Source organism: Pseudomonas graminis (assembly GCF_004364335.1).
Classification (GTDB): Bacteria; Pseudomonadota; Gammaproteobacteria; order Pseudomonadales; family Pseudomonadaceae; genus Aquipseudomonas; species Aquipseudomonas graminis_D.
In genome coordinates this window covers 21266-42976 of record NZ_SOCR01000020.1, presented here as the reverse complement: position 1 = coordinate 42976, position 21711 = coordinate 21266, and the positions used below count along the sequence as shown (strand labels likewise).

The following is a 21711-nucleotide window of genomic DNA, read 5'->3' as shown; positions in this document are numbered from 1 at the left end:
ATCAATGGCCTCCCGAGCGTCGACCGCGTCGCGATGACAGGTAGTCGATCAGCAGATTGACGCCGATGGTCAGCGTGCCGATGGCCAGCGCCGGAATGATGATCGCCATCGCGCCCTGATTGAGGCCGCCGATGTTTTCCCGCACCAGCGAGCCAAGGTCGGCGTCCGGCGGCTGCACGCCAAGGCCGAGAAAGCTCATGCCGCTGAGCAACAGCACGATGTAGCCAAAACGCAGGCCCAGGTCGGTGAGCACCGGGTTGAGCATGTTCGGCAGGATTTCCCGGCACGCCACGTACAACTTGCCTTCGCCCCGGGTGCGCGCCACTTGCACGTATTCCAGCGCCTCGATATTGACCGCCATGCTGCGGGCCACTCGGAACGAGCCAGGGATGTAGCTGATCACTGCCGTGCAGATCAGCAGCGTGACCGAGGAGCCGAAGGCCGAGACCATGATCAGCGCAAGCATTTTGCTCGGAATCGAAATGAACGCGTCCATGATCCGGCTGATGATTTCGTCCAGCCACTTGGGCGAAACCACCGACAGCAGCGCGCAGCCGGTGCCGAAGAAGCTGGCCAACAGCGCCGCCACCAGCGACAGGCCAACGGTGAAGCGCGCGCCCACCAGCACCCGGCTGAGCATGTCGCGGCCCAGGTAATCGGTGCCGAACGGGTGCGCCAGGCTGAAGCCTTCGAAGATGTTGTCGGAAATCACTTCCCCGACCGGGTGCGGCGCCAGCCACGGGCCGAACAGCGCCACCAGCAGCCAGATCACGCAGACGGCAGCGCCGACCAATCCCAGCCAGGACGGGTTGCCGGAGACCTTGGCCAGTGCCAGGGCTGAAGACGCAGGCCTGGATTTCGCAATGAGCGGGTTCATTGGTTTCTCAGCCTCGGGTTGGAGAGGATGGCGCAGAGGTCGGCAAGCAACACCAAGGCCAGATAGGCCGCGCAGAACAGCATGGTGCAGGCTTGCACCAGGGCCATGTCGCGGTTGGTCACGGCATCGACCATCAGGCTGGCAATGCCGGGGTAGTTGAAGATGGTCTCGACGATCACCACCCCGCCGAGCAAGTAAGACAGGCTCAGGGCGATGGCGTTGGCAATCGGCCCGATCGCGTTGGGCAAGGCGTGGCGCAACACGATGCGGATCGGGCTGACGCCTTTGAGCCGGGCCATTTCCACGTACGGGCTGTCGAGCTGGTCGATGACGGCGGCGCGGGTCATCCGCGCCATCTGCGCCACGATCACGCAGCACAGGGTCATCACCGGTAACGCGTAGGTGCGCAGAAATTGCAGCGGTGAGGTGATGTCGGTGGCATAGGACAGCGCCGACAGCCAGCCGAGGTTGACCGCGAAAATCAGCACCGCCAGGGTCGCCACCAGAAACTCCGGCACCGCGACCATGGCCAGGGTGATGAAGCTCAGGCAACTGTCGATGCGCCCGCCCCGCCCCATCGCCGAACCGATACCGAGGATCAACGCCAGCGGCACCGACACCAGCGCCGTGGCGCCCGCCAGCATCAGCGTGTTCGGCACCCGGCCCGCCATCAATTCACCCACCGGCATGGCGTTGGACACCGACTGGCCCATGTCGCCGGTGAGCAAATTCATCAACCAGTGCAGATAGCGCAACACGCCGGGTTGATCGAGCCCCAGTTTCAGGCGCAGTGCCGCCACCTGTTCAGGGGTGGCGAACTGGCCGAGGGATTGCTGCGCCGCGTCGCCCGGCAGCACGGCCGTGATCGCGAACACGACCATGGACACGATCAACAGGGTCACGACCCCGGCACCGAGGCGCCGGCAGATCAACCACAGCGTATGGCTATTCATCGCACTGCCTCCTCAAGCGTCCAGCCACACCTGCTCGGCGAACATGTAGCCCATGAAGCCGCCCAACGGGTTGGAGTCGTAGCCCTTGATGCGCTGGTCGACGCCGTCGATGTTGCTGATGAACACCGGCACGCCGATGCCGCAGTGATCGTGCACCAGGGTCTGCATGTCGCCGTACATCTTGGCGCGCTTGGCGTCGTCGGTTTCACCCCGGGCCAGCATCAGCAACTGGTCGAACTGATCGTTCTGCCAGCCGGACTCGTTCCACGGCGCCTTGGACTGGAAGAACTGCGAGAACATCACGTCGGCGTTCGGTCGCGGGTTGATGTTGCCGAAGCTCAACGGGTGCTTTATCCAGTGGTTGGACCAGTAGCCGTCGCTCGGCAGACGGTTCACGTCCAGCTTGAGCCCGGCCTGTTTCGCCGATTGCTGCAGCAGCACGGCGATGTCCACCGAACCTGTCGCGGCAGGCGACGCCATGACCGGCATGGTGATGCTTTCCATGCCGGCTTTCTTCAGCAGGAATTTGGCTTTTTCCGGGTCGTAGACCGTCTGCGGCAGGTCGGTGTTGAAGTAGCGCGAACCTGGCGCAATCGGGTGATCGTTGCCGACCACGGCGAAGCCACGGAAGACCGCGGATTTAACCTGTTCGCGGTCCAGCAGCAGTTTCATGGCCTGGGTGAATTCCGGGCTTTTGCCGGGCAGCTGGTCCTGGCGAATGATCAAGTCAGTGTAGTTGCCCGACGGTGCATCGACGACGCGGTGTTTGGGGCTGGCGGCAATGCGCGTGGTGGAGCGCGGGTTGACCTCGTTGATCATGTGCACGTCGCCGGACAGCAGCGCGTTGACCCGCGACGGCTCGTCGGCAATGGCGATGAATTCGATCTCGTCCAGGTACGGCAGGCCCGGTTTCCAGTAGTTCTTGTTGCGCACGGCCACCGAACGCACACCCGGCTTGAACTCGCCGACGGTGAACGGCCCGGTGCCGATGCCTTTGTTGAAATCGGTGGTGCCCTCGGGAACGATCAACAGGTGCGACACGGCGAGAATGGACGGGAGTTCGGCGTTCGGCGCGCTGAGGCGAATCTGCACTTCGTTCGGGCCGGTGGCCTTGATCTCGGCGAACTGCTCCATCAGCGGCATGACTTTGGAACCGGTGAGCGGGTCCTTGTGCCGGCTGAGGGAAAACACCACGTCGGCGGCGCTGAGGCTCTTGCCGTTGTGGAAGGTCACGTCCTTGCGCAGGGTGATGGTCCACAGCGTGGCGTCAACGTTATCGATGCGCTCGGCCAGTTCCAGCTGCGGCACCAGGTGCTTATCGAAACGGGTCAGGCCGTTGTAGAACATGTAGTGACGGGCATAGTCGGTGGACAGCGCGCCCTTGGCCGGGTCGAGGGTGTCGGCGGTGGAACTGGACATGCCGGCGACGCGGATCTTGCCGCCCGGCTTGCCCTTGCCGCCAGCGGTGGCTTCTTCGGCGAACAGTTTGCCGGCGCTGCCGAACAGGCTGCCCGCCCCCGCTGCTGCGACTCCGGCAAGGCCGAGCATCTGCAGGGCGTTGCGCCGCGACATGCCGCGATTGAGGCCTTCGAATACCCGCAGGCTGTCTGGGCCGGAGATAAGCTCGGGGGTGTCTTTGTGGTCAGTCATGTCAAGGCTACCTGTCGATGATCGGGATATTCGAGTGCTCACGGATGTCCGGAGCGTCCTGGAAACGCAGACGACGGTGACGCTACAGCGGGCGGCTCAGTGCAAATAGTCCTGCAAGCGGTAATACGCGCCCACGAACGGCAGAAACCATGGCTTGCCGAAGTGACCGGGGATCGCCGGCCACTCCAGTTCACGCCAGGGGTTGGCCGCCGCGTTGCCGGCCATGACCTCGGCCATAACCTGGCCCATGTGCACGGACATCTGCACGCCATGGCCGCTGTAGCCCATGGAATGGAACACGCCGCCGTGCTGGCCGGCGCGGGGCAGACGGTCGGACGTCATGTCCACCAGACCGCCCCAGCAGTAATCGATTTTCACGTGGGCCAACTGCGGGAACATGTTCAGCATTGCCGCCTGCAGCACCTTGCCGCTCTTGGCGTCGGAGACGCCGTCGGACATGGCAAACCGCGCACGCCCGCCAAACAGAAGGCGGTTGTCCGGGGTCAGGCGGAAGTAGTTGCCGATCATGCGGCTGGTCACGTATGCCCGATGCTGCGGCAATAACTCGTCGATCAGCGCCTGGGGCAAGACTTCGGTGGCGATGACAAAACTGCCCACCGGCACGATCCGCCGGCGGTACCAGCCGAGGTCGCCGTGCTGGCAAGCGCCGGTCGCCAGCAGCACTTGCCCGGCGTGCAGCGAACCCTTGGCGGTGTTGACCTGATAACCCCCTGCCTCGGGCTTCCAGTCCTTGACCGCGGTGTGTTGGTAAATCATGGCGCCGCGCCGGGCAGCCGCTTCCGCCAGACCGACACCGAAGCGGCCGACGTGCATCTGCACGCCGTTGCGCTGCAACAAGGCGCCATGGAACTGCGCCGAGTTGACTTCGTCGCGGGTCTGCTCGGCATTCAGCAGCTCGACGTCGGCGTCCACCTCTTGGCGGATCAGCTCGCAGGTGCGGGCCAGGCCGTCGTAATGCAGGGGTTTGGCGGCCAGTTTGAGCTTGCCGTTGCGCACCAGATCGCAGGCGATCCTCTCCTGCTCGACCAACGAAACCACCGTCTGTACCGCGCTTTCATAGGCCTGGTAATAGGCACGCGCTTTGGCTGCACCGAGGCTGGCATGCAGCCCGGCGTAATCCTGCGCCACGCCGGTGTTGCACTGCCCGCCATTGCGACCTGAGGCTTCGCCGATGACCCGGCCGGCGTCCAGCACCACCACGCTGGCACCCTTGAGCGCCAAGGCCCGCGCCGCCGACAGGCCGGTGAATCCACCGCCGATCACGGCCACGTCGACCTGCCCGGGCAAGCCGCCGAGTTGGGCACCGGTGAACGCCGGTGCGGTGTCGAGCCAGTAGGATTCACTGCCCATCTTTAACCCCTTGTGTCCAAACCTGCGTGGCGGAACCGCTAGACGGCGTTTGAGTTACAGGCCCACGAGCGCCGGCAGTCCGCCGATGTCGGTGATCTGCTGGTACTCGAAGAACGCATTCGCCGGCACTTCATGACCGCGGGCGACGAAGGCCTTGTGCTTGATCTTCATGTCGTGGGCCGACATCAGGTCGTAACGGAAGCTCGAAGACACATGCAAGATGTCTTCCGGGCCGCAGCCGAGGTTGTCGAGCATGAATTCAAAAGCCGCCAGGCGTGGCTTGTAGGCCTGGGCCTGTTCGGCGGTGAAGACCTTGTGGAACGGCGCGCCGAGTTTGTCGACGTTGGACATGATCTGGCTGTCGCTGGCGTTGGAGAAGATCACCAGGGGAATCTTGTCGGCGATCTTCGACAGACCGGCCGGCACATCGGCATGGGGACCCCAGGTCGGCACGGCGTCGTAATACAGCTGGCCTTCATCGCGGTACTCCACGCCCCAGCGTTTGCAGGTACGGGCCAGGGCGGTCTTGAGGATCACGTCGTACGGCTGCCAGTCGCCCATGACCTGATCAAGGCGATAAGCCGAAAAGTCTTTGACGAACTGGTCCATCTGTTCAGGGGTGACGCGGTCAGCGAACAGCTCGCGGGTCATGGTGCCCATGTGGAAGTTGGTGAGCGTGCCGTAGCAGTCGAACGTAATGAATTTGGGACGAAGAAAGCTCATTGAGTGCGGTCCTGAAGTCAGTTGAGTGTGGCAAGCGTTCGCTGCCCTGGCGGCGCGGCGGCCTCGTTGCAGCACAGGTTCATTACAGCACTGTGAAATCAGCATATGCCGTCTAAAACGCCCCGTGCTCAATACAAACCACCGTTTTGGTGGCTGGCCTCAGCAGAGTTTGCGGTGCGCGCCAGCCTTGGGCAGGGCCTGTGTTTGTGCGCTTTTAGGGGGCTTTTCCGGGGATTGCACGGTGGGAAGGCTTAAGAATGGGGCTTGCGGCGGCAGATAATGTTGATCGTTCACACGCTCCGCGTGGGAATGCCGCCCAGGACGCTCCGCGTCCCAACGCAGGCAAAGATTCTGCGGCGTGCGCAAGCTGACGCAGAGCGTCAGGGGATGCATTCCCACGCAGAGCGCGGGAACGATCATCGGGGCTGAAGCGATCCAATCCGTCCCTGGCATTTGCTGCCGCCCTCGCCCCGGATTTAAGTACGAAGTAGGGTCGCGTCCCCCGCCGTGCGACGAATCTGCCGAATATCCCGCGCCCTCTTGTCAGCCCTTTAATCAGGTGGGATACAGGCGTTCAGCGCTACTTGAATAATGCATAACGGAGCCTCGCCATGTCCGCCCTGCCGCACCCTTCTTATACCTACCGCCGAATGACCGTCGCCGACCTGACCGCCGCCCATGACCTGTCGGTGCAACTGAAATGGCCCCATCGCCTGGACGACTGGGCGATGCTGCACCGGGTCAGCGACGGCTTTGTGGTGATGGACGGCGGCCGCCTGATCGGCAGCGCGTTTGTCTGCACGCAAGGGGATTTCGCGACCATCGGCCTGGTGATCGTCAGCAACGATTATCAGGGCCAGGGCATCGGCCGCCGACTGATGGAGATGGCCCTCGCCGCGTGCGAGCCGCGCACGCCGATTCTCAACGCCACCGTCGCTGGCAAGCCGTTGTATGAAAGCCAGGGTTTTATTGAGTTTGGTCGGGTGCAGCAGCATCAGGGGCAGGCCATTGTGCCGGCGCTGGTGGAGCTGGCTGACGGTGAAACCTGCCGCGCCCTCACCGCCGACGATCACGCCGCCCTGCTCGCCCTCGCCAAAGCCGGCAGCGGCCTGGACCGCCGCGATGTGTTGCGCGACCTGCAAGTCGAGCACGCCGTGGGCATCGAGCGTGACGGTCAACTGCGCGGTTTCGCCCTGCTGCGGCCATTCGGGCGCGGGCGCTGCATCGGGCCGGTGGTGGCGGAGAACATCCATCAGGCCCAGCACCTGATCGCCGTCTTGCTGGCCCAGGTGCCGGACACTTTTGTGCGCATCGACATCCCCGTGGCCTGCGGCCTCAGCGACTGGCTGGAAACGGCGGGCCTGAAGAACGTCGACACCGTGGTGCAGATGGCACGGGGCACGCCGCCCCAGGCCAGTCAGGGCGTCCAACCTTTTGCGCTGATCACTCAAGCGATCGGCTGACTTTTTAACGGAGCGTTAACCATGTCATCTCCCGGTATTTTGCTGTTGGCGCGCGCTGATGGCAGCGGCGTTTCAACGTCTTTCAACTCGGCTCCGTTGAGCGCCCTTGATCCCTTTGCCGAGGCGCGACAGGTGGCGTGGCGCGGCGATGACGGGGTGTCGGCCGGGCTGGTGCGGTTCACCGGCGACGCGTTGATCGAGGACTTTCCCTACAGCGAGACGTTGGTGGTGCACGCGGGGCATGTGGTGTTGAGCAGTGCGGAGCAGACGCTGGAGTTGGGCGTCGGCGGCAGTGCGGTGATTGGCCGTGGCAGTCGGGTGGCGGTGCATGCCAGCAGTGGCAGTGAGTGGGCGTTTTGTGCGGTGGATGTTGAGAACGCGCCTGCGCGCGCCGGTTTAACGCTGTTGCCGGCGCATCTGTGGCTGAATCCGTCTGCGACGCTGGAGCCGCCGATTTTGATCGGGCCTGCGCCGCAGTGTCGGGCGTTGAGTCTGTTCGATGATGAGGTGACGGCGTTGAAGGTGGGGATTTGGGATTCGACGCCTTATCAGCGCCATGGTCGTGCTCATCGGTTGCATGAGTTGATGCATCTGTTGGAGGGGAGCGTGACGCTGGCCGATGATGAGGGCGGTGAGGTGACGGTTAATGCGGGGGATACGGTGTTTGTGGTGAAGGGGGCGTTTTGTGCGTGGACCAGTAGGGTTTACGTCCGCAAGGTCTATGCGGTGAAGTGATTTTTTCAGATCAAGATCAAGATCAAGATCAAGGGCGTCTGCCTGGGGGCAGACTGTTTCGCCTTCGGCGAGTTACTTGGAAAAGCACCCCAAGTAACCAAGGGTGCTTGCTCCTGGTTGGGTTCCTCCTTCGTCGGAATACCCTCACTCCGACGACGCTCCGTAGGCCCGCGCCGAACGGACATCCATGTCCTGACGGCGCTCTCGCCGCATCCATGCGGCTCGACCCACTGCGCGTCGTCTGCGTTCGGCCTGCACCCAAGTCGCGTTCTGCGGTGTCTGGGCTTTTTGCGTATGAAGATCAAAAGCGCTTGGTAGGACCGGCTTTAGCCGGGAAGCCTTTGATCTTGATCGTTCCCACGCTCTGCGTGGGAATGCATCCCCTGACGCTCCGCGTCGACAGTCTCACTGGTCTACGCGCGCTTTTAGTGGGACTGGCTTTAGCCGGGAATAGGTCATTTTGGACGCCGGCGATTTTGTGGTGTAACGCCTGACGCCTTCCCGGCTAAAGCCGGTCCTACAGAACGCGCGGTGCTTTTTAGTGGGACCGGCTTTAGCCGGGAAGAGGCCAGTCGCGGCGTCGCCGATGTTGCTGTGTAACGCCTGCTTCCCTATCAAACTTCCCCACTCACACTTTCAACGCATCTTCCAGAAACGCCACCAGCGCCTGCACCCTCGGGCTGCGCAGTTTGCGGGAGGGTACGAGGAGGTTGACGGGGGCGCTGTCGAAGTTCCAGTCGGCGAGGACGCGGACGAGGTTGCCGCTGGCGATGGCGTCGCTGACGTCCCATTGTGAGCGCAGGACCAGGCCCAGGCCTTGCTCGGCCCAGCGGCGGGCGACGCTGCCGTCGTTGGTCAGCAGGGCCGGTTCAATGCGCAGGGTTTTGCGGGCGGGGCCTTTGCGCAGGTGCCAGAGGGTGACGTCTTCGTCGTTTTCACGGATGCAGATGCAGCGGTGGGCGCTGAGTTGGTCCGGCGAGGTCGGCTCGCCGTGTTCTTGCAGGTAGGCCGGGCTTGCGCACAGCCAGCGTTCGTTGGGTGAGAGTTGCCGCGCGGTCCACAGGCTGTCGTTGAGGTGGCCTATGTGGATCACCGCGTCGCTGTCGTGCCGATCCGGCCAAGGGGTTTCGCGCAGATCGAGGTGCAGGCACAACTGCGGGTGCAGGCGGATGAAACGCGCCAGCAGCGGTGCCAGTCGCTGGCGTCCAAAGCCAAACGGCGCCGCCAGCCGCAAGGTACCCACCAACCTTTCGTCTTTTTGCCGGAAGGATTCCGGGAGCGCTTCCAGCTGTTCCAGCAACAGCGCGCTTTCCCGGGAGAAGCGTTCGCCATCGGCGGTCAGGCTGAGGCGGCGGGCGTCGCGGTTAGCCAGGGTCAGGCCCAGCAGCGTCTCCAGTTTACGCAGGCGCATGGACAACGCTGGCGGCGAGACATTCAGGGCTCTGGCCGCCGCGCTCAGGGATTCGGCACGGCTCAGGGCGACCGCCAGGCGCAGGTCTTCGATGGAAATCATTCACTTTTACTTAATGATTGATGAGGCTGGATTGAACCACACCTTAACGACAGCTGAGTAGAGTGCAGCCTGTCCCTCGCCACCCGAGTTCCGTCATGTTTACGCCGATCGCCTCTCTCGACACCCCCGCCGCGCTGGTGGACGTCCCGCGCATGCAGCGCAATATCCAGCGCATGCAGCAGCGCATGGACAGCCTCGGCGTGCGTTTGCGTCCCCACGTCAAGACCAGCAAATGCCTGCCGGTGATTCAGGCGCAGATCGCGGCCGGCGCCAGTGGCGTGACGGTCTCGACCCTGAGAGAAGCCGAACACTGTTTTAACCAGGGCATCGGCGATGTGTTGTATGCGGTCGCCATCGCTCCGGGGAAATTGTTCCAGGCGCTGGCGTTGCGGCGGGCTGGCTGCAACCTGAGCGTGCTCACCGACAGCGTTCAGGGCGCACAGGCCATCGTCGCGTTTGCGCGCGAGCATGACGAACGGTTCCCCGTCTGGATTGAGGTCGACTGTGACGGTCATCGGTCCGGTCTCGCTGCCGAAGATCCGGCGCTGATCGACGTGGCGCGCATCCTCACCGAAGGAGGCCTTCAATTACGCGGCGTCATGACCCACGCCGGTTCCAGCTACGAGCTGGACAACCCCGAAGCCCTGCAAGCCCTCGCCGAACAGGAACGCGCCCTCTGCGTTCGCGCCGCTCAACGCATCCGTGACGCCGGGATGGACTGCCCGGAGGTCAGCATCGGCTCCACGCCCACCGCGCTGTCAGCTCTGCGCTTGGATGGCGTGACCGAGGTGCGTGCTGGCGTGTATGTGTTCTTCGATCTGGTCATGCACAACATCGGCGTCTGCCGGGCCGACGAGTTGGCCCTGAGCGTACTGACCACCGTGATCGGCCATCAACAGGACAAAGGCTGGATCATCACCGACGCCGGCTGGATGGCCATGAGTCGTGATCGCGGCACCCAGCGTCAGCGCCACGATTTCGGGTACGGCCAGGTGTGTACCGAAACAGGCGAGTGGATTGATGGCGCGTTGGTCACCGGCGCCAATCAGGAGCACGGGATTATCACCTTGGGCGAAGCCGGCAGTGCCGACTTGGCCAAGCGCTTCCCCATCGGCAGCCGCCTGCGCATTCTGCCCAACCACGCCTGCGCCACCGGCGCGCAGTTCCCGGACTATCACGCCCTCGACGCCGACGGCGCGGTGCACACCTGGAGTCGCCTGCATGGCTGGTAATCTCGAGATCATTCACACGGCCCACGCGGCGGCGCCGGGCGGGCATTACTCCCAGGCGGTTGCCTACGGCGGCCTGGTGTACGTGTCCGGGCAATTGCCGGTGCGCGCCAATGGTGAGCACAGCGCCGATCAACCGTTCGAGGTGCAGGCCTCGATTGCCCTCGACAACCTGGTCGCGATCCTGAGTGAAGCGGGCCTGAGCCCCAGCGACTTGCTGAAAGTCACGGTCTACGTCGTGGGCATTGAACACTGGCCGGCGTTTGACCGACTCTATGCGCGGTACCTAGGTGAGCATCGGCCCGCCCGCGCCGTGGTGCCGGTCCCGGTCTTGCATCACGGTTACCTGGTCGAGATCGAAGCCGTGGCGCGCAACCTGCAACCCCGTGGCCTGCAACCCCATAACCTGGGAGAGGACCCTTCATGAACCCGCAAAAAAGCGATGTGCTGGTGATCGGCGGCGGCGTCATGGGCGCCTCGTCGACGTTTTTTCTTCAACGGCGCGGCCGCTCGGTGACCCTGCTGGAGCGCGACCAGATCGGTCAGTACGCCAGCGGCGTGAACTTCGGCAACGTGCGCCGCCAGGGGCGCTATCTGGGCCAGCTCGAGCTGGCGAACCGGTCGTGGGGCTTGTGGAAACGCCTGCCGGAGTTGATCGACGATGACCTGGAATTCATCCCCAGCGGGCACATGCGCGTGTGTTACCGCGAGGACGAGATCGCCGAGTTGGAAGCCTATGCCGCGGCCCCGGAAGCCGAGCAACTGGACCTGAAAATCTATCGCGGCGCCGAGCTGCACGCGCGTTTTGGTTTCCTCGGGCCGGAGGTGAAAGGCGGCTCTTACGCGCCCCATGACGGTCACGCCAACCCGCGTCTCGCGGCGCCAGCCTTTGCCCGCGCGGCCCGACGCCTCGGCGCACGAATAGAAGAACGCACCGAAGTCGCCGACGTGCAAAAGGTCGGCGGCGTGTTCCATGTCACCACCACCGATGGGCAATTGTTCGTCGCCGAGCAGCTGTTGATCACTGCTGGCGCGTGGGCGACCAGGCTGTCCCAACAGTTCGACGAACCGGTGCCGCTAGAGCCCAACGGCCCGCAGATGTCGGTGACCGAACCTGTGCCCTACGCGTTGCCGACGGTGATCGGCGTGTTCACCAAGATCAAGGAAGAGGTGATCTATTTTCGGCAGATTCCCCGCGGCAACATCATCATCGGTGGCGGCGCCCGCTGCGCGCCGGACATGGTCAACCGCCGGGCGTTTTTCAAGCCTGAAAGCCTGATCAACCAGATGCGCCAGATGAAGCGGCTGGTACCCGGCGCCGAGAAGCTCAACATCATCCGCACCTGGAGCGGCATCGAAAGCTACACGCCGGACTCGCTGCCGGTGATGGGCCGCAGCGGCATGGTCGACGGGCTGTTTTACGCCTTCGGCTTCTGCGGCCATGGCTTTCAGCTCGGCCCTGGCGTCGGCGACGTGATGGCCGAACTGATCAGCACCGGCAGCACCCGCACTTCCATCAGCCCCTTCGACATTCGCCGGTTTACTCAGCCATCACTTGTACCGCAGTTGGCGACCAGCCTTCTCAGCACAGGAAAACTCATATGAGCGACGCCTACGTTTATCGCATGGCCACGGCGGCCGACATGCCCGCCGCCCACGGGCTGTCCGTGCAGTTGAAGTGGCCCCACCGCGAGGATGACTGGGCGATGGTGCAGCGCACCTCCGAGGGCTTCGTTGCTGAACATGACGGGCAGTTGGTGGGCGTGGCGTTCGCGTGCCATCAGGGTGCTTATTCTTCCATTGGATTGGTGATCGTTAGTGATCAGCACCAGAGCAAAGGCATTGGCCGCCAGTTGATGAACCTGTGCCTGGACGCCACCGCGCCGCGCACGCCGATCCTCAATGCCACTGAATCGGGTGCGCCGCTGTATGTGAGCATGGGCTTCGTCGAATACGCGCGGATTCAGCAGCATCAGGGCGTGCCTCAGACGCCGCCTATGTCTGCAACTACAGGCGCGCACTGTCGCGAAGTGACCGAGGCCGAGTACCCGCAGGTGATCGAACTGGCCAATGCCGGCAGCGGGCTGGATCGCACGGCGGTGCTCAATGATCTGCTGCCGACGGCGGAGTGTGTGGTGGGCGTCGAGGTGCAAGGGCAGTTGAAAGGCTGCGCCCTGCTCCGTCGTTTTGGTCGCGGGCATCTCATCGGGCCGGTGGTTGCGCAGAATCTGGAGCAGGCGCAGCAGATGATCACCCACTTGCTGGGCCTGATCCCCGGCGCGTTCGTGCGCTTCGACATTCTGGCCGATTGCGGGCTGGTGGAGTGGCTGGAAAGCCTGGGGCTGTCGTGCGTTGATCGCGCGCCGCGCATGGTGCTGGGTGAACCGCCGCGGTCACGGGATGGGATTGCCCAGTTCGCGATGGTGACCCAGGCGATTGGATGACTGTTGGCAAGCGCTCCGCGATTTGTAGGACCGGCTTTAGCCGGGAAAGCGTCAGGCGCCACACCGCGAAATTGATGGTGCCCACACTGGCCTCTTCCCGGCTGAAGCCGGTCCCACTAATTGAACGAGGTCATCCCGTAGGACCGGCTTCAGCCGGGAAAGCGTCAGGCGCCACGCCGCAAAATTGATGGCGCTCACACTGGCCTCTTCCCGGCTGAAGCCGGTCCCACTATTTGAACGTAGTCATCCCGTAGGACCGGCTTTAGCCGGGAAAGCGTCAGGCGCCACGCCGCAAAATTGATGGCGTACACGCCGCAGGATTCAGCAGATTCTCCCTTGCAGATTGCAACAACGGCATCTTTCGCCGGGGCCGGTTTGTTAGCGTATCGAGACGTCGGGACTCGCTGTTCGCAGCCCTTATCACCGCTCCAGGGAGCTAGCTGGATGACCTCACACTCTTCAAATACCCACGGCATCGAGCTGCACAACGCCGGGCATTTCTACATCAACGGCGAGTGGATCTCCCCTGCTGTTCCGGCCCTTCTGTCGGTGGTCAATCCCGCCACTGAAGAGGTTGTGGCCGAGGTCGCGCGGGGTTCGGCCGAGGACGTTGATCGGGCCGTGGCCGCAGCCCGTGCTGCCTTCCCTGGCTGGTCGGCAACGCCGGTCAAAGAACGTGCAGCGATCCTGGGAAACATCCACGCGCTGATCCTTGAACGCAAAGAAACGCTCGCCCAGGTCCTGTCACTGGAAATGGGCGCCGCCATCAGTTTCTCCCGCGCCATGCAGGTGCCGCTGGCCGCCGAACATGTGCGGGTCGCCCGCGATCTGCTGTCCACCTACCGCTTCCAGACCGTTGAAGGCACCACCGCCATTCAGCGCGAAGCCATCGGCGTCTGCGGCCTCATCACGCCGTGGAACTGGCCGCTGTACCAAATCACCGCCAAAGTCGCGCCGGCCCTCGCCGCCGGTTGCACCGTGGTCCTGAAACCCAGCGAGCTGTCGCCGTTGAGCGCCCTGCTGTTCGCCCAACTGGTCCACGACGCCGGCCTGCCGCCCGGCGTGTTCAATCTGGTCAACGGCAGCGGCCAGGACGTCGGCGCCGCCATCGCCGCGCACCCTGACATCGACATGATTTCCATCACCGGTTCAAACCGTGCCGGCGCTCTCGTTGCGCAAGCGGCGGCGGTGACGGTGAAACGGGTGACCCAGGAGCTGGGCGGCAAGTCGCCGAACGTCATGCTGCCTGACGCCGACTTCGCCAAGGTCGTGCCGATGGGGGTGATGTCGGCCTTGCGCAACGTCGGCCAGTCGTGCAGCGCACCGACCCGCATGATCGTGCCCCGCGCCCGCCTCGCCGAAGTCGAAGCGCTGGCCGCCGACACCGCCAACGCGTTGATCGTCGGCGATCCGCAATCCCCTGAAACCCAACTCGGGCCGATTGCCAACGAAGCCCAGTTCAGCCGCGTCCAGGCCATGATCCAGACTGGCATCAGTGAAGGAGCAAAGCTGCTGTGCGGCGGCCCGGGCCGTGTGCCGGGTTTTGAAAAAGGCTTCTACACCCGGCCCACAGTGTTTTCCGAAGTCGACTCGGCGATGCGCATCGCTCAGGAAGAAATCTTCGGCCCGGTGCTGTGCATCCTGGCCTACGACACGATCGACGAAGCCGTGGCCATCGCCAACGACACGGTCTATGGCCTGGGCGCCCACGTGCAGGCGCGGGACCTCGAACTGGGCCGCGCCGTTGCCTCACGCATCCGTGCCGGACAAGTGCATCTGAACCATCCGGCGTGGGACCCCTTGGCGCCCTTCGGCGGCTACAAGCGCTCGGGCAATGGTCGGGAATACGGCGTGCAGGGCTTTGAAGAATATCTGGAGACCAAGGCGATTATTGGCTTCAACGCCTGATCGCCCGCTCGCCGGAATCATTGGACGGCTCGACTTGTGGGACCGGCTTCAGCCGGGAAGGCGTCATTCGTTACACCGCAAAATGGATGGCGCACAAACCGGCCTCTTTCCGGCTAAAGCCAGTCCTACCAAGGTATCGCGTGCAAGACAGCATCCGAAGCCGCTAAAACCATCAATCAGCACCCACAAAAAAAGGGCCGTCCGCGCAAACGGACAGCCCTTTTCAACATCCGCCCGACTTACGCCAGGCTTTTGCTCACCACTTCATACACGTCCGGCGACAGCGGGCCGGAGGCGAGGATGCGCTCCAGTTCCGCTTTCATCAGCGCCTGGCGGGCGCTGTCGTATTTGCGCCAGCGGGTCAGTGGCGCCAGTTGGCGGGAGGCGATCTGCGGGTTGAAGCCGTTCAGTTCGATGACCAGATCGGCCAGGAAGCGATAGCCCGAACCATCCGCCGCATGGAAGTTGATCAGGTTCTGCCCGGCAAAGGCGCCGATCAGGGCACGCACCTTGTTCGGGTTCTTCATCGTGAACGCCGGGTGCTGCATCAGCGCTTTCACACGCTCCAGCCCGCCCGGCAAGGTGCTCCCGGCCTGCACGCTGAACCACTGATCCATGACCAGCGCGTTGTCCTTGAAGTTTTCCGCGAACACTTCCAGCGCCTTGGCCTTCTCGGCGTCGAACGGCGAATTCACCAGCACGGCCAGCGCGGTCAGGCGCTCGGTCATGTTGTCGGCGGTGTCGAACTGATCGATGGCGGCGGCCAGGACTTCCGGCTTGCCGGTCAGCATCAGGTACGACAGCGAGATGTTCTGCAACGCACGGCGAGCGAAGTGCTCGGACGCGGCCACATACGGTGTCTGCTTCGACAGCTCGCGGTTAGTCTGATAACGCTGCCACAACGCGTCGCTGAGGTTGTCGGCCAATTGCTGACGGGCAAACTCCCGCGCGGTGTGGATCGCATCGACGTCAGCCACTTCGCTGATTTCGATCAGATACGCCTCGCCCGGCAGCGAGAGCATTTCCGCGACCATGGCCTGGTCCAGGCTTTCGTCGGTGAGCACGGTGTGCAGCGCGGTAATAAGACGCTGATCCATGACCAGCGGCTTGCCCTTCTGGTGCTGGGCGATGAGGTCCTGCAGCACTTGAACGGACAGTTGCTGACCAGCATCCCAGCGATTGAAGCCGTCGCTGTCGTGCTGCATGAGGAACATCAGCTGATCGCGGTTGTACGGGAAGCTCAGTTTCACCGGCGCCGAGAAGCCGCGCAGCAGCGAAGGCAGCGGCTGCTCGGCAATGTCGATGAAGGTGAAGGTCTGCTCGGCTTCGATCACCGACAGCACGCGGGACGTGTTCACCGCCGGGGCCTCGCCGTGCAGGCGCAGCGGCAGTTCCTGACCCTGGGCGTCCAGTAGGCCCATGGCGACCGGAATCACGAACGGCAGCTTCTGATCCCCCGGCTGGCCCGGCGTGGTCGGCGTGCTCTGGCGGAAGGTCAGGCTGTAGGTCTTCGCGGCAGCGTCGTAGGACTCGCTGACCACAAGGCGCGGCGTGCCGGCCTGGGAGTACCAGCGCTTGAACTGCGTGAAGTCGACACCGTTGGCGTCTTCCATGGCCTTGACGAAGTCGTCACAGGTCACGGCCTGGCCGTCGTGGCGCTCGAAGTACAGATCACTGCCCTTGCGGAAGCCTTCGGCCCCCAGCAGCGTGTGGATCATACCGACCACTTCCGAACCCTTTTCGTACACGGTCAGGGTGTAGAAGTTGGATATCTCGATGAAGCTGTCAGGGCGCACGGCGTGGGCCATGGGGCCGGCGTCTTCTGCGAACTGGTGGGTGCGCAGGTAGGCGACGTCCTGGATGCGCTTGACCGTGGCCGAGTTCATGTCGGCTGAGAAGCCGGAATCACGGAACACCGTGAAGCCTTCTTTCAGCGACAACTGGAACCAGTCGCGGCAGGTGACGCGGTTGCCGGTCCAGTTGTGGAAATACTCGTGGGCGACGATGGCTTCGACGCGCTGGTGGGCGGCGTCGGTGGCGGTTTCGGCGCGCGCCAGCACGGCGCTGGAGTTGAAGATGTTGAGGCCCTTGTTCTCCATGGCGCCCATGTTGAAGTCGTTGACAGCGACGATCATGAAGATGTCCAGATCGTATTCGCGGCCGTAGACCTCTTCGTCCCAGCGCATGGACTTCTTCAGGCTGTCCATGGCGTGCTGGCATTTGTCGACGTTTTCCGGCTCGACGAAGATGCGCAGCGTGACGTTGCGCTGGCTCATGGTGACGAAGGTGTCTTCGATGCACCACAAGTCTCCGGCCACCAGCGCGAACAGGTAGGCCGGCTTCTTGAACGGGTCTTCCCACGTTGCCCAATGGCGGTCGCCGTCCTCGGACGGGCCGGCGGCGATCAGGTTGCCGTTGGACAGCAGGATCGGGAAGGCCTGCTTGTTGGCGCTGACGGTCGTGGTGAATTTACTCATCACGTCCGGACGGTCGAGGTAGTAGGTGATCTTGCGGAAACCCTCGGCCTCGCACTGGGTGCAGAACATGCCGCTGGATTTGTACAGGCCTTCCAGGGCGGTGTTGGTTTCCGGGTGGATCTTCACGGTGGTGTCGAGGGTGAAGGTCTCGGACGTCGGCTGCACGGTCAGGCTGTCGGACGTCAGCCGATAGCCGTTCTGTGCAAGGTCGCCCTCGGACAGATCGACATCCGCCAGTTTCACCGACAGCAGCTCAAGCTGCTGGCCGTCGAGTTCCAGCGGTGGCAAGGCTGCGCCCTGAGCAAGTGCGGCGCGGTCCGGGTTGCGGCGCATCACCAACTGGGCGTGGACCAGCGAGTGGTCGTCGAACAATTCGAACGTCAGGTGGGTCTCGTCAATGAGGTACTCAGGCGCCTGGTAATCCTTCAGGTAAATCATTTTCGGCTGGTCGGTGCGCATGCTGTGGTCCCTTCTTCTGCTAATACGGGCTACTGATGCACGGCGAGTTGATACGCCGTGTATTTGCGAATATTGATCACACCGGTGTCGAAGATCAGGTACTGCCCTTTGACGCCCAACAGGGTGCCTTCGGCGATCGGATCCTTGTCCAGATTGAAGCTGACGATCTTGGTCGGATACGCCTCAACCGGGTATCGGATCTCGATGGGCTCGACATCGTTCATCACCTGAATGGCCTGCAAGCCAAAGCGCATTTGCAGCGCGATCAGGCCTTCGGCGCAGGACTCGAACAGTTGCTGACGAATCGCGGCCAGGTCAACCGCCGGCGCGTCACCCTTGAGCAGCGCGCGCCAGTTGGTGCGGTCGGCCACCTGACTGCGGAACAGGTCTTCCACGAAACCGGATTGCTGGCGCGTAGCGCAGCGCACGATCGGCAGTGCCTGGCTGGCGCCTTGATCGAGCCAACGCGTTGGCAGCTGGGTGGCGCGGGTGATGCCGACTTTCACGCCCGACGAGTTGGCCAGATAGACCACGTGGTCGGTCATGCAGAACTGCTCGCCCCACGCCGGATCGCGGCAGGTGCCATGCTCGTGATGGCAGCGCTCGGGGCTCATAATGCACAGGTCGCACTGCGCCAGCTTGAGCATGCACGGGTAGCAATAACCCTGGCTGTAGCTGGTTTTGGTGCGCTTGCCGCAATGGCTGCAATGAATCGCACCCAGAAATTCCAGGCGCACGGTCTTGCCGATCAGCGGGTTGACCGGGATCTGTGAATCCCCCAGCCGGAACGAGTATTCCACCCGCGAGGCTTCAAGCCGCGCGGACATTTTGTTGACGGAGCCTCTGCCGATTTCAATCAATGAATGGAGTCCGATTTGAACAGGATATTGGGCACCGGCGCCGACTTCGACGCGCACTCTTGCGGGCCCATGTAACCGATGCGCTGTTCTTCGGGCACGTTGCGCACTTCCCAGGCAATCAGCGCCTGGAGCGACAGCTCACGTTGTTCCTGGGTCAGCTTGCGGCCGTCGGACCATTTGCCGATTTCCACCGCCAGCTTCAGGCTTTCGTAGACGTCGGGGGTGATGTTTTCGATCATTTCGACAAAAGAGGACATTGGGTTCTCCCAGAATTAAGCGGGCGATTTTAATGTCTGCGGCGGGCCAGTGCACCGCCCACAAGACCTGTAGCACAACCGATGATCAGTCCGCCGACGTGGGCGCCGTTGGCGATTTCGCCAAACCCCAGCACACCGACGACGCCAGACAGGCACACCACCAGCCAGATCAGCATCATCCCCAGCACACCGCGTGGTAAACGATACATGGGGTTGGGGGCGAGCAATTGAAAGATCCAGCAATGACCAAGCAAGCCATACAGTACGCCGGACAGCCCGCCGAACAGGCTCGGGCCGCTCCAGACATACTGGGCGTAGTTGGAAAACGCACTGAAGGCCAGGGTCAGCCCGAGCAGTTGCCAGCGGCCCTGGCGCATTTCGATGCGCCGCCCCAGCTCCCAGAACCACAGCGCGTTCATCACCAGGTGCAGCAGACCGAAGTGAATCAGCATCGGCGTGACGACCCGCCACCACTGCCCCGCCGCCAGGGACGTTTCAACCGGCAGAAAGCTGATGTACTCGCCGTTGATGCGGAAGTCGTTGAAGGTCAGCCAGCTCAGCGCCTCGAAGTTATCGCCCAGCAGGGTGACGCCGGCGACGATCAGGCACAGCAGCAAGATCACGCTGGTCACCGGACTGTTGCGCACCTGGACCAGCGGACTTGGCCGGCTCACTGCAACCACTTCGCGGCCCGGCGGCAATTGCGCCGTAGGGTCGCCTTCCGGGTATTGCTGATACAGCTGGCGGATGTCATCGGCCAGTTGCGGCGCATTTGGCACCCACAATACTTGCTCGCCGGCCTCCTCGCTGACCCGGTGAGGGACGTTCAGGCGCCGGAGCAACTCGACAAAACCGCTCAGGTCGGTTTGAAGCGGCAGGCGTAAGACAGCAACCGGACTCATTGACCTATCTCCGGTCGGGTGACGTCGACCCAGACGAACTTCTCAGGGTCAATTTGGGTTTCCTGATCCAGCCGGTAGGCGACCAGCTTGCCGTAGAGCACGGCGCTGTAATCCAGGCAGGCCAGATTGGGGCGGATCGGGGCGGGAATGCCGCTGCGCCAGTAGTGACCGACGAATAACAGCGGTTCATTGGCGCCGTACCGCAACAGCGCGTTTTTCTCGCTGGGGGACAGCGGCCGCCGCGCCACCGGTTCCGGCAGCGCGTCTGGCTGAAACACCACGTCGCCATAGGTCTGCGGGTCGTCTTCCCAGAACTTGGTGCGGAACGAGGCGCGAGTCAGGCCATCGCCGCCAGTCAGGGTCATGCCGTGGGGCAGGCGCATGTCGGTGCCGCGCAGCAGGCGATCAAACACCGCGCTGGCAAAACTGCCCGGCTCGGCCGACGCCTGTACGAAGGCCTGGTCGATGCGACCGTCGCCATGAACGCTGCGCAACGGCTCGATCAGGCTGGCATCCCAACAGGCGTGGACCACACGGAAGCGCTCGGCGTCGATGAACAGCGGCAGTTGGTAGAACCATTTGAGAAAGTCGTTCCAGTCACCGGGATGCTGCTCGAACTGCGCCAGCGTTTCGCCCAGCAGACGGGCATGGCGCGGCGTGTGTTCGCGCACCCACTCATGGCCGCTCTCGGGCGGCGCCGGCGTGCTCCAGCCCAGCGCGTTGAATTCATGGTTGCCCATGATGCAGAACGCCTGGCCGGCCTCGACCATGTCACGGACGATGTGCAGCGCTTCGCGAATGCGCGGGCCGCGGTCGATGATGTCGCCGAGGAACACGGCGATGCGTTCAGGGTGGCGCCAGACGCCGGCCTGAAAGCGGTAACCAAGGGTGTCGAGCAAGTGCTCAAGGGTCTGGGCACAACCATGCACGTCACCGATCAGATCGTAGCCACGCGCGGGATCGAGCATCAGTCGCTCCCGCCGCCAAGCCGACTGCCCCAACCGAGTTTGGTCCGGCAGACTTCGTAGTAGTTGTGATCGAGGGGGTGAATGAGTCGCAGCTTCTGCGGCTTCTTTTTCACGGTCACGGTGTCACCCGGCGCGCAGGTGAAGTGGTTCTGGCCATCGCAGGAAACCTGTGGATAGATCGTCATGTCCTTTGAGACAACGATTTTCAGCTCACTGTTTCCGTCCACGACAATCGGCCGGCCGGACAGCGTGTGCGGGTACATCGGCACGATGACGATGGCGTCGAGTTTGGGGTGCATGATCGGGCCGCCCGCCGACAGTGCATAGGCCGTGGAGCCGGTCGGCGTGGCGACGATCAGGCCGTCGGCCTTCTGGCTGCAGACGAACTGGCCGTCGATGTAGATTTCGAACTCGATCATCCGCGTGGATTTGCCGGGGTGCAGCACGACGTCGTTGAGCGCGTCGCCCTGTCCGATCGCTTCACCGTGACGGCGCACTTCGGCCTGCAGCAGGAAGCGGTTTTCCACCAGATAGTGGCCGTCGAGGACTTCGGCGACTTTGACTTCCAGCTCGTCGGGGCGGATATCGGTCAGGAAGCCCAGGCTGCCGCGGTTGATGCCCAGCACCGGCACGTTGTGCTTGGCCAGCGCACGGGCAGCGCCGAGCAGACTGCCATCGCCGCCAACGACGATGACCATGTCGCAGACTTCGCCGAGCATCTTGCGCGTGGAGGTCTGCAGACCATGCCCCGGCAGGACCTCGGCGATGGCGTCTTCGAGGATCACATGCAGGTGCCGCGATATCAGGAATTTCTTGAGTCGGCGAACGGTCTCCACCACCTGGGTACTGCCCAGGCGGCCAATAATGCCGATATTTCGAAATTGCTCCATGGGGCTCCCGCAGGCGTGATGCGTGTAAAGAA

19 protein-coding genes are annotated in these 21711 nt (G+C 63.2%); 7 read left to right on the top strand and 12 right to left on the bottom strand.

The genetic code is table 11. From position 1 onward, the window contains the following. Position 1 precedes the first annotated feature (1 nt). The 5 genes from EC919_RS26670 to EC919_RS26650 form a co-directional block, all read right to left on the bottom strand. Positions 2–877 carry an ABC transporter permease gene (locus EC919_RS26670; RefSeq protein WP_108123039.1) on the bottom strand — a complete coding sequence of 292 codons (876 nt, stop codon included), beginning with the start codon at positions 875–877 and terminating at the stop codon, positions 2–4. Then, on the bottom strand, positions 874–1830 hold the full coding sequence (locus EC919_RS26665; protein WP_122624287.1) for an ABC transporter permease: 957 nt from the start codon (positions 1828–1830) through the stop codon (positions 874–876). The genes EC919_RS26670 and EC919_RS26665 overlap by 4 nt, the downstream gene beginning before the upstream one ends. A gap of 12 nt (positions 1831–1842) precedes the next feature. Beyond that, positions 1843–3480 (bottom strand): ABC transporter substrate-binding protein, encoded by a 1638-nt coding sequence (locus EC919_RS26660; protein WP_133777343.1) that lies wholly within the window; start codon positions 3478–3480, stop codon positions 1843–1845. Between the two features lie 96 nt (positions 3481–3576). Continuing rightward, entirely contained in the window at positions 3577–4851 is a 1275-nt protein-coding gene (locus tag EC919_RS26655) for an NAD(P)/FAD-dependent oxidoreductase (protein WP_133777341.1), read from the bottom strand. A gap of 54 nt (positions 4852–4905) precedes the next feature. After that, entirely contained in the window at positions 4906–5574 is a 669-nt protein-coding gene (locus tag EC919_RS26650) for a haloacid dehalogenase type II (RefSeq protein WP_133777339.1), read from the bottom strand. 611 nt (positions 5575–6185) lie between these two features. Between EC919_RS26650 and EC919_RS26640 the strand changes: the two genes are divergently transcribed. Together EC919_RS26640 and EC919_RS26635 are read left to right on the top strand one after the other, a co-directional pair. Next, complete coding sequence (locus tag EC919_RS26640; protein ID WP_133777335.1) at positions 6186–7037, top strand: GNAT family N-acetyltransferase; 852 nt, start codon at positions 6186–6188, stop codon at positions 7035–7037. A 21-nt stretch (positions 7038–7058) separates the two neighbouring features. Then, the gene (locus EC919_RS26635) at positions 7059–7772 is read left to right on the top strand and encodes a cupin domain-containing protein (protein ID WP_133777333.1); all 714 of its coding nucleotides are present in this window, start codon (positions 7059–7061) and stop codon (positions 7770–7772) included. A gap of 628 nt (positions 7773–8400) precedes the next feature. Here EC919_RS26635 and EC919_RS26630 read toward each other — a convergent pair. Then, positions 8401–9285: a LysR family transcriptional regulator gene (locus EC919_RS26630; RefSeq protein WP_133777331.1), complete on the bottom strand. Its 885-nt coding sequence runs from the start codon at positions 9283–9285 to the stop codon at positions 8401–8403. Positions 9286–9380: 95 nt separating this feature from the next. Between EC919_RS26630 and EC919_RS26625 the strand changes: the two genes are divergently transcribed. The 5 genes from EC919_RS26625 (at position 9381) to EC919_RS26605 (ending at position 14866) form a co-directional block, all read left to right on the top strand. Further along, positions 9381–10517, top strand: a complete 1137-nt coding sequence (locus tag EC919_RS26625) for a DSD1 family PLP-dependent enzyme (RefSeq protein WP_133777329.1) — start codon at positions 9381–9383, stop codon at positions 10515–10517. Continuing rightward, positions 10507–10941, top strand: a complete 435-nt coding sequence (locus EC919_RS26620; protein WP_133777327.1) for a RidA family protein — start codon at positions 10507–10509, stop codon at positions 10939–10941. The genes EC919_RS26625 and EC919_RS26620 overlap by 11 nt, the downstream gene beginning before the upstream one ends. After that, complete coding sequence (locus EC919_RS26615) at positions 10938–12119, top strand: NAD(P)/FAD-dependent oxidoreductase (protein ID WP_133777325.1); 1182 nt, start codon at positions 10938–10940, stop codon at positions 12117–12119. Before EC919_RS26620 ends, EC919_RS26615 begins: the two co-directional genes overlap by 4 nt. Beyond that, positions 12116–12958, top strand: a complete 843-nt coding sequence (locus EC919_RS26610; RefSeq protein WP_133777323.1) for a GNAT family N-acetyltransferase — start codon at positions 12116–12118, stop codon at positions 12956–12958. The genes EC919_RS26615 and EC919_RS26610 overlap by 4 nt, the downstream gene beginning before the upstream one ends. A 444-nt stretch (positions 12959–13402) precedes the next feature. After that, entirely contained in the window at positions 13403–14866 is a 1464-nt protein-coding gene (locus EC919_RS26605; RefSeq protein ID WP_133777321.1) for an aldehyde dehydrogenase family protein, read from the top strand. 239 nt (positions 14867–15105) lie between these two features. On the opposite strand, the gene pepN is transcribed toward EC919_RS26605, so the two are convergent. The 6 genes from pepN to EC919_RS26575 are packed head-to-tail and all read right to left on the bottom strand — an operon-like array spanning position 15106 to position 21679. Then, a complete protein-coding gene (pepN, locus tag EC919_RS26600; RefSeq protein WP_133777318.1) occupies positions 15106–17802 on the bottom strand; it encodes an aminopeptidase N in 2697 nt (898 codons plus the stop codon). Positions 17803–17831: 29 nt separating this feature from the next. Further along, positions 17832–18662, bottom strand: a complete 831-nt coding sequence (locus EC919_RS26595) for a DUF2797 domain-containing protein (RefSeq protein WP_166650641.1) — start codon at positions 18660–18662, stop codon at positions 17832–17834. Next, complete coding sequence (locus EC919_RS26590; protein WP_065986146.1) at positions 18659–18919, bottom strand: YeaC family protein; 261 nt, start codon at positions 18917–18919, stop codon at positions 18659–18661. Before EC919_RS26590 ends, EC919_RS26595 begins: the two co-directional genes overlap by 4 nt. A 29-nt stretch (positions 18920–18948) precedes the next feature. Beyond that, the gene (locus EC919_RS26585) at positions 18949–19821 is read right to left on the bottom strand and encodes a rhomboid family intramembrane serine protease (RefSeq protein WP_133777314.1); all 873 of its coding nucleotides are present in this window, start codon (positions 19819–19821) and stop codon (positions 18949–18951) included. After that, the gene (locus tag EC919_RS26580) at positions 19818–20789 is read right to left on the bottom strand and encodes a metallophosphoesterase (RefSeq protein ID WP_133777312.1); all 972 of its coding nucleotides are present in this window, start codon (positions 20787–20789) and stop codon (positions 19818–19820) included. Before EC919_RS26580 ends, EC919_RS26585 begins: the two co-directional genes overlap by 4 nt. After that, positions 20789–21679: an NAD(+) kinase gene (locus EC919_RS26575; protein ID WP_133777310.1), complete on the bottom strand. Its 891-nt coding sequence runs from the start codon at positions 21677–21679 to the stop codon at positions 20789–20791. The genes EC919_RS26580 and EC919_RS26575 overlap by 1 nt, the downstream gene beginning before the upstream one ends. Positions 21680–21711 lie beyond the last annotated feature (32 nt).